Source organism: Vibrio sp. D401a (genome assembly GCF_030248515.1).
Lineage (GTDB): Bacteria > Pseudomonadota > Gammaproteobacteria > Enterobacterales > Vibrionaceae > Vibrio > Vibrio rotiferianus.
In genome coordinates, this window is the sequence record NZ_JAHGAI010000003.1 from 1 (window position 1) to 16949 (window position 16949).

15 protein-coding genes and 1 pseudogene are annotated in these 16949 nt (G+C 43.6%); 5 read left to right on the top strand and 11 right to left on the bottom strand.

The window, feature by feature from the left end:
• Positions 1–1865, top strand: a pseudogene (locus KIV41_RS02795) (calcium-binding protein); the annotation flags it as partial.
• 49 nt (positions 1866–1914) lie between these two features.
• On the opposite strand, the gene KIV41_RS02800 reads toward KIV41_RS02795, so the two are convergent.
• Both KIV41_RS02800 and KIV41_RS02805 read right to left on the bottom strand, forming a co-directional pair.
• Complete coding sequence (locus KIV41_RS02800; RefSeq protein WP_010448074.1) at positions 1915–3108, bottom strand: class I SAM-dependent methyltransferase; 1194 nt, start codon at positions 3106–3108, stop codon at positions 1915–1917.
• Between the two features lie 194 nt (positions 3109–3302).
• The gene (locus tag KIV41_RS02805) at positions 3303–4706 is read right to left on the bottom strand and encodes a methyl-accepting chemotaxis protein (protein ID WP_038887225.1); all 1404 of its coding nucleotides are present in this window, start codon (positions 4704–4706) and stop codon (positions 3303–3305) included.
• A gap of 90 nt (positions 4707–4796) precedes the next feature.
• Between KIV41_RS02805 and yccX the strand changes: the two genes are divergently transcribed.
• Positions 4797–5069 carry an acylphosphatase gene (yccX, locus tag KIV41_RS02810; protein ID WP_033007078.1) on the top strand — a complete coding sequence of 91 codons (273 nt, stop codon included), beginning with the start codon at positions 4797–4799 and terminating at the stop codon, positions 5067–5069.
• A gap of 44 nt (positions 5070–5113) precedes the next feature.
• Here the strand turns inward: yccX and KIV41_RS02815 are convergent, their stop codons facing one another.
• A complete protein-coding gene (locus KIV41_RS02815) occupies positions 5114–5443 on the bottom strand; it encodes a TusE/DsrC/DsvC family sulfur relay protein (protein ID WP_005443942.1) in 330 nt (109 codons plus the stop codon).
• A gap of 393 nt (positions 5444–5836) precedes the next feature.
• On the opposite strand from KIV41_RS02815, the gene KIV41_RS02820 reads away from it, so the two are divergent.
• Positions 5837–6184: a hypothetical protein gene (locus KIV41_RS02820; RefSeq protein ID WP_285335624.1), complete on the top strand. Its 348-nt coding sequence runs from the start codon at positions 5837–5839 to the stop codon at positions 6182–6184.
• Between the two features lie 101 nt (positions 6185–6285).
• Here KIV41_RS02820 and KIV41_RS02825 read toward each other — a convergent pair whose 3' ends face one another.
• The 5 genes from KIV41_RS02825 to KIV41_RS02845 all read right to left on the bottom strand — a co-directional run bounded on the left by KIV41_RS02825 (position 6286) and on the right by KIV41_RS02845 (position 11513).
• A complete protein-coding gene (locus KIV41_RS02825; RefSeq protein WP_071236421.1) occupies positions 6286–6948 on the bottom strand; it encodes a Bax inhibitor-1/YccA family protein in 663 nt (220 codons plus the stop codon).
• Between the two features lie 378 nt (positions 6949–7326).
• A complete protein-coding gene (locus KIV41_RS02830) occupies positions 7327–8076 on the bottom strand; it encodes an amino acid ABC transporter ATP-binding protein (RefSeq protein WP_029560978.1) in 750 nt (249 codons plus the stop codon).
• A 23-nt stretch (positions 8077–8099) separates the two neighbouring features.
• Positions 8100–9197, bottom strand: coding sequence for an amino acid ABC transporter permease (locus KIV41_RS02835; protein ID WP_138955961.1), 1098 nt, complete (start codon positions 9195–9197; stop codon positions 8100–8102).
• A 1-nt stretch (position 9198) separates the two neighbouring features.
• On the bottom strand, positions 9199–10404 hold the full coding sequence (locus KIV41_RS02840; RefSeq protein WP_285335626.1) for an amino acid ABC transporter permease: 1206 nt from the start codon (positions 10402–10404) through the stop codon (positions 9199–9201).
• A gap of 80 nt (positions 10405–10484) precedes the next feature.
• Positions 10485–11513 carry an amino acid ABC transporter substrate-binding protein gene (locus KIV41_RS02845; protein WP_010448059.1) on the bottom strand — a complete coding sequence of 343 codons (1029 nt, stop codon included), beginning with the start codon at positions 11511–11513 and terminating at the stop codon, positions 10485–10487.
• Positions 11514–11975: 462 nt separating this feature from the next.
• On the opposite strand from KIV41_RS02845, the gene KIV41_RS02850 reads away from it, so the two are divergent.
• Positions 11976–12896, top strand: coding sequence for a bifunctional precorrin-2 dehydrogenase/sirohydrochlorin ferrochelatase (locus tag KIV41_RS02850; protein WP_010448057.1), 921 nt, complete (start codon positions 11976–11978; stop codon positions 12894–12896).
• A 115-nt stretch (positions 12897–13011) separates the two neighbouring features.
• Here the strand turns inward: KIV41_RS02850 and KIV41_RS02855 are convergent, their stop codons facing one another.
• Positions 13012–13494: a YajQ family cyclic di-GMP-binding protein gene (locus KIV41_RS02855; protein WP_010448055.1), complete on the bottom strand. Its 483-nt coding sequence runs from the start codon at positions 13492–13494 to the stop codon at positions 13012–13014.
• A gap of 32 nt (positions 13495–13526) precedes the next feature.
• Positions 13527–14579, bottom strand: coding sequence for a 3-deoxy-7-phosphoheptulonate synthase (locus KIV41_RS02860; RefSeq protein WP_045394779.1), 1053 nt, complete (start codon positions 14577–14579; stop codon positions 13527–13529).
• A 459-nt stretch (positions 14580–15038) separates the two neighbouring features.
• Here KIV41_RS02860 and KIV41_RS02865 point away from each other — a divergent pair, with 459 nt between their 5' ends.
• Positions 15039–15530: a PaaI family thioesterase gene (locus KIV41_RS02865; protein WP_010448051.1), complete on the top strand. Its 492-nt coding sequence runs from the start codon at positions 15039–15041 to the stop codon at positions 15528–15530.
• A 24-nt stretch (positions 15531–15554) separates the two neighbouring features.
• Here KIV41_RS02865 and KIV41_RS02870 read toward each other — a convergent pair whose 3' ends face one another.
• Positions 15555–16907, bottom strand: coding sequence for a hypothetical protein (locus KIV41_RS02870; protein WP_010448049.1), 1353 nt, complete (start codon positions 16905–16907; stop codon positions 15555–15557).
• Positions 16908–16949: the final 42 nt, after the last annotated feature.

Genomic DNA, 16949 nt, shown 5'->3' on the forward strand with positions numbered 1-16949 from the left:
CCACGCAAGACACCATCGATGAGCCAGATGAAACCTTCGACCTGCAAGTGGGTGGGGTGACAGGCACTGCAACCATCCAAGATGATGACGATGCACCCGTGATCACGGAGGTCGCTTTGGTTGGCGAGACCGTACCAGAAGGCCAACCCGCTGAGTTTAAAGTGACGCTGAGTAATGCCAGCAGCAGCGACCAAACCTACACGATTGGCTTAGTCAACGGTACGGCAGGTGATGATGATTACGACACCAATTTGTCCAACATCGTGTTCAGTGATGGCGTGACCTACGACGCTAATACGGGACAAATCACCGTCCCAGCGGGCGTTACCATGTTCACTGCAACAGTGGATACCACGCAAGATACCCTCGACGAGCCGGACGAGACCTTCTTCTTAAACGTGGGAGGAGTCCAAGGCACGGCAACTATTGTTGATGATGATCTTCCCAACACACCGCCAACGGTACGTGATTTTGGTATTTTGTTGGATATCGAAGACGGAATCTTTCCCGTTCAAGATGTTGATTTTGACAGCGTAACTGGCGCTGGACTGCAAAGAGTAGAAGATTTGGAGGATGATGCTGTAACTCCGAACGATGGTGATATAGAAATCGAAATCGTTGAACTTCCTTCATTTGGTGAGCTTTTCTTTGTAGATGAAAACAACCAAGAAGTCATTATAGATCAAGATTTTATAAATAATCCCTCTAACAAATTATACGAAGATACAGAGGTTAAGTATCGACTTACGGAAGACTTTTTTGATGAGCAGAGTTTTGACTCCCAAGATCTATTGGATGAGTTTGACAAAGACTTCCTAGCTGATTCAGTTGATGTGAATGGATTGAGCTTTTACGGAGGGACAATCGATAGCAATGGTGATTTTGTAAATAATGCTCAGATCAAAGTTGATTTTGCTGCTCAACAAGTAGGCTTAGTTGTCGTGTCACCTGGAGAGACTGGACAGGGTGATGAAATCAGTACCAGTGAATTCATTGCCATTGATCTCGATGACGGTCTTGAAGCGAAAGAAGCAAGGTTAAATTTGGCAAGCTTGAATGACCGCTTCAATAGTGGTGCTGCATGGATAAACGTTTATTTTTACATGGACGGAGTTCTCGCTGAAACCCAGGTTATCCAAACTGATGACATTGTATTTACCGGAAACCAAGAAGGCTTTGCTACTGTCGCCATTAGTAGCGGTAGCTTTGACGAAATTCGTTTATTCCCAGAGACCGATAGCGCGAGTGATAAAGCGAGTTTTACATTAGTAGGTACACAGATTACCAGCTTCAACAATGTAAATGATTCATTTGACTATCAAGCAGTCGATTCTGGAGGGCTCACAAGCACTGATACTGCAACAGTTGATATCGAGTTCTCTAATGTCTCTGTAGATGCAGTAGAAGCTTCTGCTGTCCAAGTAGCGTCAATGCAAGCTAACAACATAGTTCAAGGTACTGACCAAGATGATACGTTGGTTGGTACGGATGGTAATGATATCTTGATTGGTGGACTTGGCGACGATCTGCTTACCGGTGGAGGTGGTAACGATGTCTTTAAATGGACAGAAATGGATGATGCCACAGATACAGTGACTGATTTTGGTGACGGAGATTCTTTAGACTTTGTGGACTTGTTTGATGGCGTCACAGAAGACGATCTATCTATCTTGTTAGATGATCTGAGCTCTGGTGATTATGCTGGGCAAGTTGATGATATTTCGGTATCAGTAACCGAAAGTGGGATTAACTCGACCTTGACCATCAACAAAGATGGCCAACAACTCGAAGTTAACTTTGATGGAGCATCTGCCGCTGATATTGCGAACAGTCTCATTAGCAACCTTGAACAACTAAGAGAATAAAAAAACGGAGCGCAGCTCCGTTTTCTTTTGAATCGATTTTAATCAGCGATTAAAGCACCTTACATGCAAAACCTTTCAGGTAGAAGCCTTCTGGGTATGCTGTATCTGTTGGGTGATCAGCGGCTTGCTCGAAACGTTCTACGAATTTTACTTGGCGATTCGCATCTACTGCTGCATCGGCAATGATTTTTTGGAACAGAACTTGGTCCATTAAGCCTGAGCAAGAATAGGTCAGCAGCGTGCCACCAGGCTTAAGGATTTGCATTGCTAGCATATTGATGTCTTTATAGCCACGACATGCACCATTCAATTGCGCTTTACTTTCAGCGAATTTTGGTGGGTCCATGATAACTACATCGAACTTTGTGCCTTGATCGCGGTACTCGCGCAGTAGTTTGAATACGTCTGCGTTTAGGAACACCGCCCGCTTTTTCGAGATATCAAATTCATTAAGCTCGGCGTTAAATTTCGCGGTGTCCAGTGCAGGTTGCGACACGTCTGCGTTGATAACACGCTTTGCGCCGCCTTTTAGTGCGTATAAACCAAAACCGCCGGTGTAAGAGAAACAGTTGAGAACTTCTTTGTTCTTCATGTATTTCACAGCTTGCTGGCGGCTATCGCGTTGGTCTAGGTAGAAACCTGTTTTATGGCCGCCAACGATATCTACGCTGATCTTCACGCCGTTTTCTTCAATAACCACTGATTTTGGTGGCTCTTCACCGTGTAACACACCAGTCGTTTCTTTCAGGCCTTCTTTCTTACGCACTGCTACATCTGAACGCTCGTAAACGTTGCAATCAGGGAAACATTCCACTAGCGCATCAACGATCGCTTGCTTGTTGTATTCTGCACCTGCACTTAACAGCTGACACACGAAGAAGTTTTGATAGCGGTCGATTGTAACGCCAGGTAGGCCGTCAGATTCCGCTGCGATCAGACGATAACCAGTCAGACCATCGCGCTCGATAACGTCTTCACGAAGAAGTTGAGCGTTGTTGAAACGCTTAACGAAGAACGTTTTGTTGATCTCTTCTTTTTCAAAACTCCAGATACGCGCTCGAATTTGAGAAGCAGGCGAGTATGCAGCTTTAGCTAGCCATTTTCCGTCGTGAGTGAATACATCAACGGTTTCGCCAAGAGCTGGTTCGCCCTCAACTTTACTGATGCCTCGAGAGAAGATCCAAGGGTGCTTACGCTTTACCGATTTCTCACGACCTTTAACCAAATAGATAGCAGCTGTCATTTCTTTAGCTCTTGTTGAATTTTGAAAGGGGCGTATTGTCCGGGATGTTGCCCGCAAAAGCAATATCCATCGATAATCCAGTCATTTGCTGAGGTTTCATTTTCAGCTCGATGCGCAAAGCTGACGGGGATTACTCCTGTGCAATGGAAACAAAAAAGGGCCACCGAAGTGACCCTATATTTTTCAACTTATAACTAAGCTTTAAGTCCTGTCAGTAGAGACTCCATTGTGTCACTCTGAGCACGGAGTTGTTCAACATTTTGAGACGTTGTGCTGATCATATTACACACGTTATTTGCTTGAACACGAACTTCTTCTACGCTTGAGGCAATGTTATCTGCAACCACGCCTTGCTCTTCCGCAGCAGTTGCAATCTGAATGCTGCTGTCAGAGATAGTTTGGTTCTTATCTGCTAGTGAGCCGATCTCGTGATTTACTTCTGCCATCAGAGTTTGGCCTTCGTTGGCGTTATGCACCGTTACTTCCATCAGCTTAGTGAGCGATTGGCTGTTACGTTGTAGCGCCTCAATCATCGCTTGAATTTCAACCGTTGCTTGCTGAGTACGTCCCGCAAGAGCACGAACTTCATCAGCAACGACGGCAAAGCCACGACCTTGTTCGCCTGCACGTGCCGCTTCGATAGCCGCATTCAGTGCAAGTAGGTTAGTTTGCTCAGAAATACCATTAATGGTTGTAACCACTTCATCGATTTGTGCTGCGTTCGCATCTAATTCTTCAACCGCTTGAGACGCAGATTGGATCTCAGTCGATAGATTTGAGATAGAGTGAAGGGTATTTTCTACTTTCACCTGACCAGACTGCGCAACGCTGCGAGCATCTTCAGTCTGTGTGCTTGAACTGTGTGCCAGTGTTGCCACTTCACGAATAGTCGATGCCATCTGTTCTGTTGCACTAGCTAGAGAGTTGAGGTGCTCTTGCTGCGTATTCGAGATTTCAGAGCTGTTTTGAATCGATAGGTTAAGATCAGAACTGATTTGCTGCATCAGCGCGACAGATTCTTGAATCGACTGAACCATCTTTTGTTCACGATCTGCCACTTTATCGATAGTGATTGCAATTTCACTGAACTCATCACGAACACGGAAGAAGTTCATACGTGCGGTTAGATCACCATCCGCTAGCGTGTTTAGTGCTTTATTCATTGTGAACATTGCACCGCCGATGAACGTCATGATGTAGTAAACACCAAGCGCGATAATGAACAAAGTGACAAGAATGATACTGACTTGAGTAGTGGAAAGTGCAGTCCATAGTGATTGATCGTGGTTCGCAACAAGGCTGAATGACCCATTTAGAACAGAAATGGCACCTGGGCCAGTGCCGAAGCTGATCGTCTCCGAAGTTGCAAGTAACGCAGAGACTTGTGATTGGTTGAGATTTCCAGCCTCAATAAGGTTTTTCATTAGTATCAATTCTTCTTGATACAAATGTCCCAGCATAGTGTTTGCAGCACTATTAAGAACAAGCGTAAGAACAATTAAGGCAATGACGGGGAGCAAGAAGAGTAGATAGAACTTCTCTTGAATTTTTAAATGGATGAGATATTTATCAATCCAACGGAATGGAATTTCTTTCATAATAATAAAAACCAAATAAAAACCCACTATCCTTAGTGGGGTAAATAGACGCAATTAATATATCACTCAAATATAGGGAGCGGTATACGGATGGTACTAAAGTGTGAGAAGTTTCTGATAGTAGGTCATGTACAAGGGGTAGGATTTCGATACCACACATCGCATCAAGGATTGAAGCTCGGTCTAACGGGGTATGCGAAGAACTTAAACAACGGAGATGTTGAAGTGATTGCCTGTGGCACAGAAGAGCAAATTGCCGCGTTTTCGAAGTGGTTGGAGGAAGGTCCGCGGACAGCGAGTGTGGACAGTGTCACTCAGGAAAGTGTGTCTTACAAACCTTTCCGCGGATTTAAGATCTTATAGCTTTATAAGCTTTCATTTTGTAAGTGGTATTTTAAACCAGAGCCTTACAGACATTTCGCTGGTTTAGGAAGGCCAGCCAATTTGGTTGCCTGTTTCGCTGGGCCTTTCTTAAACAGTTTGAACAGGTACTTGCTGTTACCTTTCTCAGGCCCGTGCGCTTTTTCCATCGCTTTAACAAGCATTCTTACCGCAGGTGAGGTGTTGAACTCCTCATAAAAGTCACGTACGAAGTGAACCACTTCTAAGTGTGCATCGGTAAGCTCGATCTCTTCATCTTTTGCTAGAAGCTCAATCATGCCTTCTTCCCACTGAGTGTGGTCAAGTAGGTAGCCTTGAGCGTCGGTTTCAATTTCTTTGCCGTTGTAAACGAACATAGCTTTGTTTCCGCTAAGTAACCATTGATACGTATAGGGTAGCGTAGAGACTAACGTATTCTCAACAAAAGAATCTTCTAAGCTTTTTGAGCGATGTAAATATGTGCAGCCAAGAGTAGAGCTTGGAAAGGGGCAAACGGTTTGGATAAATCAACATCTATTCACTAATTTGTCTTTTTATGCGTTTAGTTAGAAAATTCTCGGGGTAAGTATTTTGATTTTTGCATCATTATGCAGAATGTTGCTGATAATAACATCCACACTCCAAGAGTACGCTTTTGAAAGCTCAGTCGCAGTTACAATGAGATAGGTAAAAACTCATATATTGTATTGAAGTTGCAAGATTACAATCTCAGCATTTAGCAAGTTCATAAGACATAGAGGTAGGCTTAGATGGAAATTCAATGGTGGAATGCGTTAGCTTTAATTGGTTGGGTGTTACTGCAGTTGGTATTTGTCTTTTTATCTTTTTTCTGTTTAATGGTTTTTATTCGTCATAAACCGCTAAAACCAAAGTATCAAGGGATAGGTAGTCTGATAGGCGTTGTGTTTTTTATTAGTTGGCTGGTTATGTTAGTAATTCCGTTCATTTCTGTTTACCAGTTTTTTGATCTTGTATTTGAAGCTTCTGAATGGAATGATTTTGAGCCAGCAACACAGTTTTTTGGTCATTGGTGGGTAGCGCTAGGAGTGCTGTGGTTATGTTCATCGTTCGATGAGTATTTGAGAGATAAAAGCTAGCGATACATAAATCAAAAATAGGGCGTCTTTATAAAGCGCAGACAAAGAAAAAGCCCGAAGTAGAACCTCGGGCTTTTAAGTTTTGAACTCAACCTAACAGATTAATCGTCGTTCATGATGCCTAGGATGCTAAGTAGGCTGATGAAGATGTTGTAGATTGAAACATACAGCGTAATCGTTGCTGAGATGTAGTTTGTTTCACCGCCACGAATGATGCCTTGAGTGGTCATCAAAATCGCCATCGTTGAGAATACGATGAACAAGCTGCTCATTGCCAAGTGAAGGATAGTTGATTGGATGAAGATACTTGCAATCATACCTACTACTAGAACAACGAACAGTGACAGCATTAGACCGCCCATCATTGATAGGTCGCGCTTAGTTGTTAGTGCGTAAGCTGAAGCTGCCATAAATGACAGGGCTGTACCACCAAGAGCAGTAAGAACAACATCGCCCATACCAGCGCCGATGTACATATTCAGAATTGGACCAATGGTGTAACCCAAGAAGCCCGTGAATAGGAACGTAAATACAAGGCCAAGGCTGTTGTTGCGGTTTTTCTCAGTCAAGAATAGCAAACCGTAGAAACCAACCAGCATCAGGATAATACCTGGACGCGGCAAGTTAAACGCCATAGAAACGCCAGCAACCAGTGCTGACCATAGTAAAGTCATTGAAAGTAGTGCATATGTGTTACGCAATACTTTGTTGGTTTGTAGAGCACTCTCTTGAGTAGTAGTGCGTGAAAACATAGGACTGTTCATAATCTTCCTCTATAAGGGACCGTCTTATCTTTGATATATAGACATATATGGGCCCGAAAGTTCAATAAATCAAGCCCGACACGTCTATCTCTAGAACAAAATAATAATAGAAATAGTGTGTTATGTATGTGGCAACTTGTAACACAATATTACCACCTTGCATAGCAAACAACGGTTTAATACTCAAAGCTCTGAAGACCAGCTCACGAAGTGCTTGTAAGATTGTGCAAATTTACAACGTATTGAATCAACTGGATTTTCGTAACTTTGGTTTTAAGCTCGTTGTTGAATAAAGAAAAGCGCTGATTTTTACTCCAGCGCTTAGATTTTTCAGCGTCTTTCACCCCACTTGGTTCGAGGGGCGATGCAAACCCATGATTAATGATGCAGAATTTGAGCTAAGAAATTCTGGGTTCTATCCGATTGAGGATTTTCAAAGAAGTCGACAGGGTTGTTTTCTTCAATGATTTCACCAGCGTCCATAAAGATGACTCGGTCGGCAACTTCCTTCGCAAAGCCCATCTCGTGCGTTACACACAGCATCGTCATGCCTTCTTCCGCTAACTCAACCATTACATCTAGAACTTCACGAACCATTTCTGGGTCGAGTGCAGAAGTCGGCTCGTCAAACAGCATTACTTTAGGGTTCATGCACAGAGAGCGTGCGATAGCTACACGTTGCTGCTGACCACCAGAAAGCTGACCAGGATACTTGTCGGCTTGATCTGGGATCTTAACGCGCTCTAGGTACTGCATTGCGATTGACTCAGCCTCTTCTTTGGGCATCTTCTTCACCCAGATTGGTGCGAGAGTGCAGTTCTCTAATACTGTAAGGTGAGGGAATAGGTTGAAGTGCTGAAAACACATACCCACTTCACGGCGAACCGCTTCGATGTTCTTCAGATCTTCTGTGAGTTCAGTGCCTGAGACATAGATGCTGCCAGCTTGATGTTCTTCCAAACGGTTTATGCAGCGAATCATGGTCGACTTACCTGAGCCAGAAGGGCCACAGATAACGATTTTCTCGCCTTTCTTTACGTCTAGGTTGATGTTCTTTAGTACGTGAAACTCACCATACCACTTATTCATGTCCTTCAACTGGATCATATAATCTTGTTGTTGCGTCATAATACGTCCTTGATCTTGATGAGTTATCGTTTGTGACCGGTATGCAGTTTGTTTTCAAGCCATATCGAGTAACGCGACATGCCAAAACAAAATACCCAAAACACTAACGCGACAAATACATAACTTTCTGTTGCGAAGCCTAACCACTCAGGGTCGGTATTCGCGGCTTGCCCAATACCCAGCACATCAAACATACCGATAATAAGCACCAGACTGGTATCTTTGAACAGGCCGATGAAGGTATTCACAATAGAAGGGATAGTGATCTTCAGTGCCTGAGGCAAAATGATGAGCCCCATTTTCTTCCAATAGCTTAATCCGAGTGCATCTGCCGCTTCATATTGTCCTTTCGGAATCGCTTGCAAACCACCACGTACTACCTCCGCCATGTAGGCGGCACTGAACATGACCACACCGATAAGCGCACGAATTAGCTTGTCTGTTTCAGAGCCTTCTGCCAAAAACAGGGGCAGCATTACTGATGCCATGAACAGCACGGTGATCAATGGAACTCCACGCCATACTTCGATGTAAACAGTACAAATACTGCGAATGATCGGCATGTCAGAACGTCGACCTAGTGCCAAAGCAACACCAATAGGTAGCGATACTACGATACCAACGAGTGCGATGATTAAGGTAACTAATAGACCGCCCCATTTGTGTGTCTCAACTACTTCAAGACCAAACACACCACCGTATAGTAGAGCAGCGATGATGAACGGATAGATGTTAACAAAGAACAGCCATATCCAAATACGTTTTGGTGTTTTCTCGTACGCTAGCAACACAGTAAAGATCGCTAACGTGATGTAGAACAGGCGAGGGCGCCATAGCTCAGCTTCAGGGTAGAACCCATACATGAACTGCTCCCAACGGACGCTGATAAATACCCAGCACGCCCCTTCGCGAGTACAGTCATCTCTTGTTGTGCCAATCCAATCCGCATTAATAAACGCCCAATCAAGGATGTTCCAAAGAGCAGAAAACACAATGTAAGCTAGAATCAGCGTTACTATTGAGTTGACAGGGCCATTGAATAGGTTTTTGCGCAGCCAACCTACTACACCAACAGTATTTGCTGGCGGCGGGAGATCAGGCTGAAATTGATGTGTGCTCATATTATCTCTCCACCAGCGCAACTTTGCGGTTATATAAGTTCATCAACGCAGAAGTCACCAAACTCAACGTCAAGTAAACGCCCATGGTCATCGCGATAATCTCTATCGCTTGTCCTGTTTGGTTCAGTGTGGTGCCTGCAAATACTGAAACCAAGTCAGGGTAACCAATTGCCATCGCCAAAGAAGAGTTCTTGGTAAGGTTTAAATATTGGCTAGTGAGAGGAGGGATGATAATACGCAGAGCTTGCGGAATGACGACTAACTTTAGCGTCTTAGTGCGAGGCAAGCCGAGCGACATCGCTGCTTCTGTTTGACCATGACTCACCGCATTAATACCAGAACGTACGATCTCGGCGATAAATGACGCAGTATAGACACTTAGTGCAAGAAGCAGTGCGGCAAGTTCCGGAATGATGCTGATACCACCGCGGAAGTTAAAGCCTTTTAATTCTGGGTATTGCAGTGAAATAGGCATGCCCGCTAAGAAGTACACGACTAAAGGCAGTACAACTACCAAACCCAGCACAATTCTGCCCATCGGTGTTTGCTGACCTGTTAAGCGTTGTTTATTGTTTGCCCATACATTGATCAAAATACTCGCGATGACACCAAAGACAACCGCTGCGATAACAAAACTGCTTCCAGCTTCCATAACAGGGGCAGGGAAGTATAAACCGCGTACGTTCAGAAAAATTGCTTCGCCAAGACTCATACTTTGCCTTGGTGACGGGAGGGCTTGAAGAACGGCGAAATACCAAAAGAAAATTTGTAGAAGTAGAGGGATATTTCGGAACGTTTCAATGTATACCGCGGCTAATCGACTTACCAACCAGTTGGAAGAGAGACGCGCGACACCCATGACAAAACCAATTATGGTGGCGAGAATAATACCCAGCACAGAAACCAATGCGGTATTAAGGAGGCCAACGACAAACGTACGCCCATAAGAAAACGTTTCGTCGTATTCAACAAGAGTCAGACCTATCCCAAAGCCTGCTTCTTGGTTAAGGAACCCAAACCCTGTAGCGATACCTCGTGCATCAAGGTTGTTGAGTGCATTGTTGATGATTGTATAGAAAAAAAATACCAGTGCAGCAATGGCAATGATCTGAAAAAGAGCAGAACGAAAGGCTGGATTGTATATCAGGCTCTTACTTCCGCTTGGTTTGGACATCGTACTTGGCGATGCATCATTCGTCGGTTTCATACAGCGATAACCTCAAACCCTTATTTATAGATTCACTCACGAAAAAGGGCGGCATAAACCGCCCTGTGATAATCGTTGTATTAGCGGATTGGTGGCGCGTACATGAAGCCGCCTGCATTCCATAGTGCATTGACACCACGAGAAATTTTCAGAGGTGAACCAGTACCAACTGTGCGCTCAAAGCTTTCACCGTAGTTACCAACTTGTTTGATAACTTGGTAGCCCCAATCGTCGCGAATACCCAGTCCTTTACCCTTTGGACCATCCACGCCAAGAATACGCTTGATGTTTGGATCTTTTGATTTCAACATCTCATCAGCATTTTTCGAGGTAATGCCATATTCTTCCGCGTTCACCATTGCAGATAGAGTCCATTTAGCGATATTGAACCACTGATCATCGCCTTGACGAACTACTGGGCCCAGCGGCTCCTTCGAAATGATTTCTGGTAGAACCGTTGCAGCAGCGGGATCTTTTAGATTTAAGCGAAGAGCATAAAGGCCGGATTGGTCAGTCGTTAATACGTCACAGCGGCCAGCATCGAAGCCTTTAGAAGTTTGAGCAGCAGTATCAAAGACTACAGGCTTGTAGGCCATTCCTTGGTTGCGGAAGTAGTCGGCGAGGTTTAGCTCAGTAGTGGTACCCGATTGCACACATACAGACGCGCCATCAAGATCTTTAGCGCTAGAAACGCCAAGGTCTTTCATTACCATGAAACCCTGACCGTCATAGTAGTTTACACCAACAAAATTTAGACCAAGAGCGGTGTCACGGTGCAGTGTCCAGGTAGTGTTTCGTGAAAGTACATCAATCTCACCCGACTGAAGTGCAGTAAAACGTTCTTTTGCAGTTAGGGGTACATATTTAACTTTCGTTTTATCCCCAAGAACGGCAGCAGCCAATGCTTGGCAATATTCTACGTCGATACCTTCCCATTCACCTTTTGAGTTTGGGTTAGAGAAACCAGGTAGACCAGTACTTACGCCACAAGTAAGAAAGCCTTGTTTTGTCACTTTGTCCAGAGTAGTGTCTGCAGCTTGTGCTGATGTCGCCATCATTGCAGTAGAAGCCGCTACGACGGAAGCAAGAATTGTTAGTTTATTTGCCATTTGTATCCTTCCTGTATGATCCATGTTTAATCAGGAGCGACCTGATACAACGTGTCCTGTTTTGTTTGTGTTATTGTCCTACGTGATTGATTTTCGAAGAAACGGCAATCGCAAAATCAATCCGTTATAAGCGTAGGAAAGGATCTGCTAATTCTCAAATATATAATTTAAAAAGGTTTTTGGAGAGAACTCACAAAGCGCCTTGAGATTTAGAATGACGAAATGTTAATTGTTTGTAAATAGTGCAACTAATTGTCGAATTGGTGCATCAGAACAATCACGCAAAGAGGGTTTAAAACGGAAGGATAAAAGTTTGTTATTAAAACTGTCATTAGTGTAGGTTGGCTATGATAGCGAAAATTTTGAACAAAAATTATTTGTGACATCAAAACAAGGTGAACAGGTTGCCCTGTTTTTGGTAGCATGAATTTCGGTAGTTATTTAAAGTAATCATGGATTGAAATGCGATATTTTCCTCTGTTCTTAGATTTAGTCGATAAACCCGTGCTGGTTGTTGGCGGTGGTGAAGTCGCCAGCCGTAAAGTAGAAGCTTTACTTAAAGCAGGGGCTGACGTCACCATTGTATCCCCGAGCTTGGTCGATTTTCTTGCGAAGTTGGCAAACGATCACCAAGTGCGTTGGGTTCAGCGCTTTTACTCTAGTGACATTGTCACTGGTTCGTTTGTTCAAGTTTGGGCGACAACGGATAATCCGGCACTGAACCACCAAGTTTACAAAGATGCTAAGGTGTTGGGCATCTTAGTGAACGTTGTCGACGACAAGCCTTATTGTGATTTCATTACGCCTTCGATGATCAATCGAGGTCGTATTCAAATCGCTATCTCTAGTGGTGGTGCTTCACCTGTTTTGATTCGAAACATTCGTGAAAAGCTAGAAGCGATCCTGCCACAAAATATGGGATTGATGGCAGAGTTTGCTAATTCAAAACGCAATTCGATTAAGGAAGCACTGCCTAGTGTCGACTTACGTCGTAAATTTTGGGAGAACTACTTCTCACACCCAGATGTTGAGAATGCACGTGATAACCGTGAGCTTGAAACCATTTACCAACAAACAATGGCAAAGCCTCTAGATGACCAAGGAAGCTGTACTTGGATTCAAGTAGGTAATGATGTCGAAATGCTACCAATTAAAGCTGTGCGTTACATGCAGCAAGCTGAACTCGCATTGTATTCAACAAAGTGCGAAGCAGATGTTATGGAACTCGTAAGAAGAGATGCCGAGCGTGAGTCATTCTCGAGTGCCACTGAGCTATCTGATATGCTGCAAAAAGCAAAAGAGGACAATTTACGAATCTGTGTCTTTGTTCCGCAGGGCACGAGTGAGTTTTCACTTTTGCAAGGGCAAGACTTAGTTATCTAAAAGCGATATCTCCCTCCTTCTAAGCGATACATACAAAAACGCCGACGATTCTCTCTCGTCGGCGTTTTTTATTCCACTATTCCTATCCAATTATAGGGAGAATAGGAGAGCGCAATTAATCACGGAAGTTGTTGTACTGGAATGGGATACCCATATCTGCTTCACGGATCGCTGCAATCGTCGCCTGCAAGTCGTCACGCTTCTTACCTGTAACACGAACTTTGTCACCTTGGATCGAAGCTTGCACTTTAAGCTTTGCGTCTTTGATCAGTTTAACTAGCTTTTTCGCGGTTGGAGTGTCGATGCCTTGGCGGAAAGCGATATTTTGGTGCCAGTTTTTACCTGTTGCTTCTGGATTTTTCGCGTCCATAGCATTTGCATCAATATTACGCTTAGCCAGGTGGCTACGCAGGATGTCACGCATTTGCTTAAGCTGGAACTCACCTTCTGCTGACACTTTTACGTTTTCTTCTACTAGCTCAAAGCTCGCATTCACATTGCGGAAATCGAAACGAGTAGACAGTTCTCGGTTAGCATTATCAACCGCGTTACGTAGTTCAACGGTATCGATTTCTGAAACAATATCAAACGATGGCATGAAGATTCCTTGATTATCTTGTTATAGGGAAATTACTTACTGGATTTTACTGCTTCTGCCAGCATATCTAGCATAGTCACAGTATCATCCCAACTCAGACATGGGTCAGTGATAGATTGACCATAAGTAAGGTTGTTAATATCAGTCATTGGCTGATTGCCTTCAATAATGAAGCTCTCTGCCATGATACCAGCAATACGAGTGCTGCCTGACTTAATTTGGTCACAAATGTCTTGTGCTACTTCTATTTGTTTACGATGTTGCTTTTGGCAGTTAGCATGGCTGAAGTCTACAATCAAACGTTGTGGCAAGTCGAACTCGGCAAGTGCATCACACGCTTGCTTCACTGATGTCTCATCAAAGTTTGGACCTTTTTCACCACCACGAAGAATGATGTGGCCATAAGGATTACCGCTAGTACGGTAAACCGTCATACGGCCATGCTTGTCTGGAGAGTAGAAGTAATGCGATGCTTTTGATGCACGGATAGCATCAATGGCAATTTTTACGTTACCGTTTGTACCATTCTTAAAGCCAACTGGACATGAAAGAGCAGATGCCATTTCACGGTGGATCTGAGACTCTGTGGTGCGAGCGCCAATCGCTCCCCAAGTAATCAGATCTGCAATGTATTGACCAGTGATCATATCAAGAAACTCAGTAGCAGTAGCAAGACCAAGCTTGTTGATATCCAGTAGCAGTTTACGTGCTTTGTGAAGACCAGCTTCTAGCGCGTATGAACCATCTAGGTTAGGGTCAGTGATAAGACCTTTCCAACCAACTACTGTACGAGGCTTCTCGAAATAAGTGCGCATGACGATAAATAGTTCATCTTTGTACTTATCTTGAATGTTAGCAAGGCGCGTCGCGTAGTCGATCGCTGCTTCTGTGTCATGCACTGAACAAGGGCCAACGATAGCAAGAATACGATCGTCTTCGCCTGTTAGGATTTTTTCAATTTGACGGCGAGATTGAGCTATACGATCCGCGACATCGTCAGTAATTGGATACACGCTTCCAAGCTCTGCGGGTGTAGGCATTGGACCCAATGGTTGGGTTCTCAATTCATCTGTTTTAATAGGCATGTTATAGCTTTTTTCTCTATTGCGAAGCGGTAAAGATAACGGAATTATAGTTAGGAATAAACCGTTTAACGGTATTCTTACCCAGTAAATAGTGCTTTACCTATGTGGAAGTGCTCATTTATTCACGACATTTATTTGTGAGGGCGCGTTTTACGCAATGCTATCAATGCATAGCGACTTGATTTTTAGAGCAATATTCCTATTTTCAAACATAACGAATTGAGCGGCGGCAACAGTAGTTGTGAGGGGCTTTATTCAGTTTGATAATGAACTGGTTGTTAGGCTCGACCATGCTCTATATAAAAGAAGTTAGCGGAGTTTTGGTATATATCGACATACCCGTGAGTAAAATGAAATGACATTGACGTCTGGTTTTAATCTTGTCCTGTTAACATTTCTTTGACATTTAAGGCGTTGGCTGATTAACTGGTCAGACTAGTTTGGTAGGGAGACCAAAAAATGTTGTCAGCAGTGCGTCGTGCAAACTTCTATTTAAATATGTTTGGTTTTACAAAAGTGCCGCTAATTTGGCTATGTAGACCAAAGATATTAGCTATTGACGAGAAGCACGTTGAAGTAAGAATTCCTCTGAAACGAAGAACCAAAAACCACCTAAATAGTATGTATTTTGGTGCTTTAGCTGTGGGCGCAGATGTAGCTGGTGGCTTTCTGGCTATGAGTAAAGCGGAAGAGCAAGGCGAGAGGATTTCTTTAGCATTCAAAGGTGTTAAAGCGGATTTTTTGAAGCGTCCAGAGGGTGACGTTCATTTTGTTTGTCATGATGGCCCCTTAATTGATGACATGTTGCGAAGAACATTAGAAACGGGGGAGCGAGTTAACCAAGATGTGAAAATTACGGCTTTGTGTCCAAGTTTGCATGGTGATGAGCCAATGGCAGAGTTCTCTCTTACTCTGTCGATAAAAAAAGCAGCCCAAAAACAAGCTGCTTAACATCATTCATTGTAGAAGTAGTGGTTAGGTCAGTTCTATTTTTTCGATAGAGACGATTTTGGAGCGGTTTAATACGACTTTCCAACGGTAATAAACCGGATCATCCGTGTGGTTGTCTTCTTTGACAATCACATTGAGTAAGTGTCTTTTCTCAACAGACTCTTTACTTACTTGTCCATCCGCCAAGCGGTAAACACGGTTTGAGCTTTTATCCATTAGACGAATAATTGGACGCAAGCTGATGTTTAAAGTCTCACGAGTCTGTTCGTAACCACTTAAGAAGAGAGAAGTGGCCATTTCTGTCTTAGCATGGTAATGAAGAATTTGCTCTTCGCGCTGAACAACGCGCTTCTTACGGATATTTTGAATGCGGTCAGGCAAACTCGAAAGTGAGCGGTAATCTAACCATTCCAACTTACGGCCAACGACTTTCTTGGTGGTCGGATCCATGTACTTCTTACGCCACTTTGGCTTACCTTTTCGGATCCAACGCCACATCGCATCGCGGAGGTCATCTTTAAAGATTTCGCGTAGAGCATAGATGAAAGACATCGCGATAATAAACGACGCAGAAATCTCACCAAGGTAATCACGAGCAAGAATCACCGTACTTGTGACAACAACCATGACTAAGCCTGTCGCAATACCTTTGATTGCACGCTTGATGTTATTGCCCATCGACATTGTCTTTTCGCGTAAAACGATAGGGTGCTCAATCAAGCGCCTTAGTAAACGCATTTTATTCGATAGACGCGTTACATCATCAACCACACTTGCAGAGTTATAATTGTTCAATTTACGGTGCGCTTGCTCTTTCTCACACAGGGTGATCAAACGCTCTTTAATTGTGCTGTAATCACCTTCTCGTGGAAGATGAGCAACTAACGACAAAAACTTCTGCTCAGTATACCAAGATAGGTAGTTATCAATATTTACGTAGTAGCGCTTGAGGCTTTCTTCATATGGAATCGAGCGACGAAGGCGTTTTAAAATATCCAGCGTTAGCTCTATAACTTCATCTACCTCTTCAGCGGTGACGCTGTCACTCTCATGTTTATTCAGCGCTGCTACTGCTTTATCGAGTGCAATGACGTACTGATAGGCGAATAAACTCAGACTCACGCGGTATTGCTGGTTAGATAAACGGCCTCGTTTTGCTAAACGACTGTGCACTAGAGGGAGAAGTACCTCAGTACTGTAATAAGAACGTTTTTGGGTGATCGAGGTATAGTAGAACTCAGACTCACTGATGATGTCGGAATTTAGCCCCAATTCCCCTGGGACAAAAAAGTAGATATCAAGGTCAAGTGTTTTACTCTTTGCCAATGCGTGGCTAATTTTTAAAGTTATTGAGTCTTGTTTATCGACAGTGACCAAGGAAGGCTCCTGATGTTGCTAAAGCAATGTGTACCCATATCA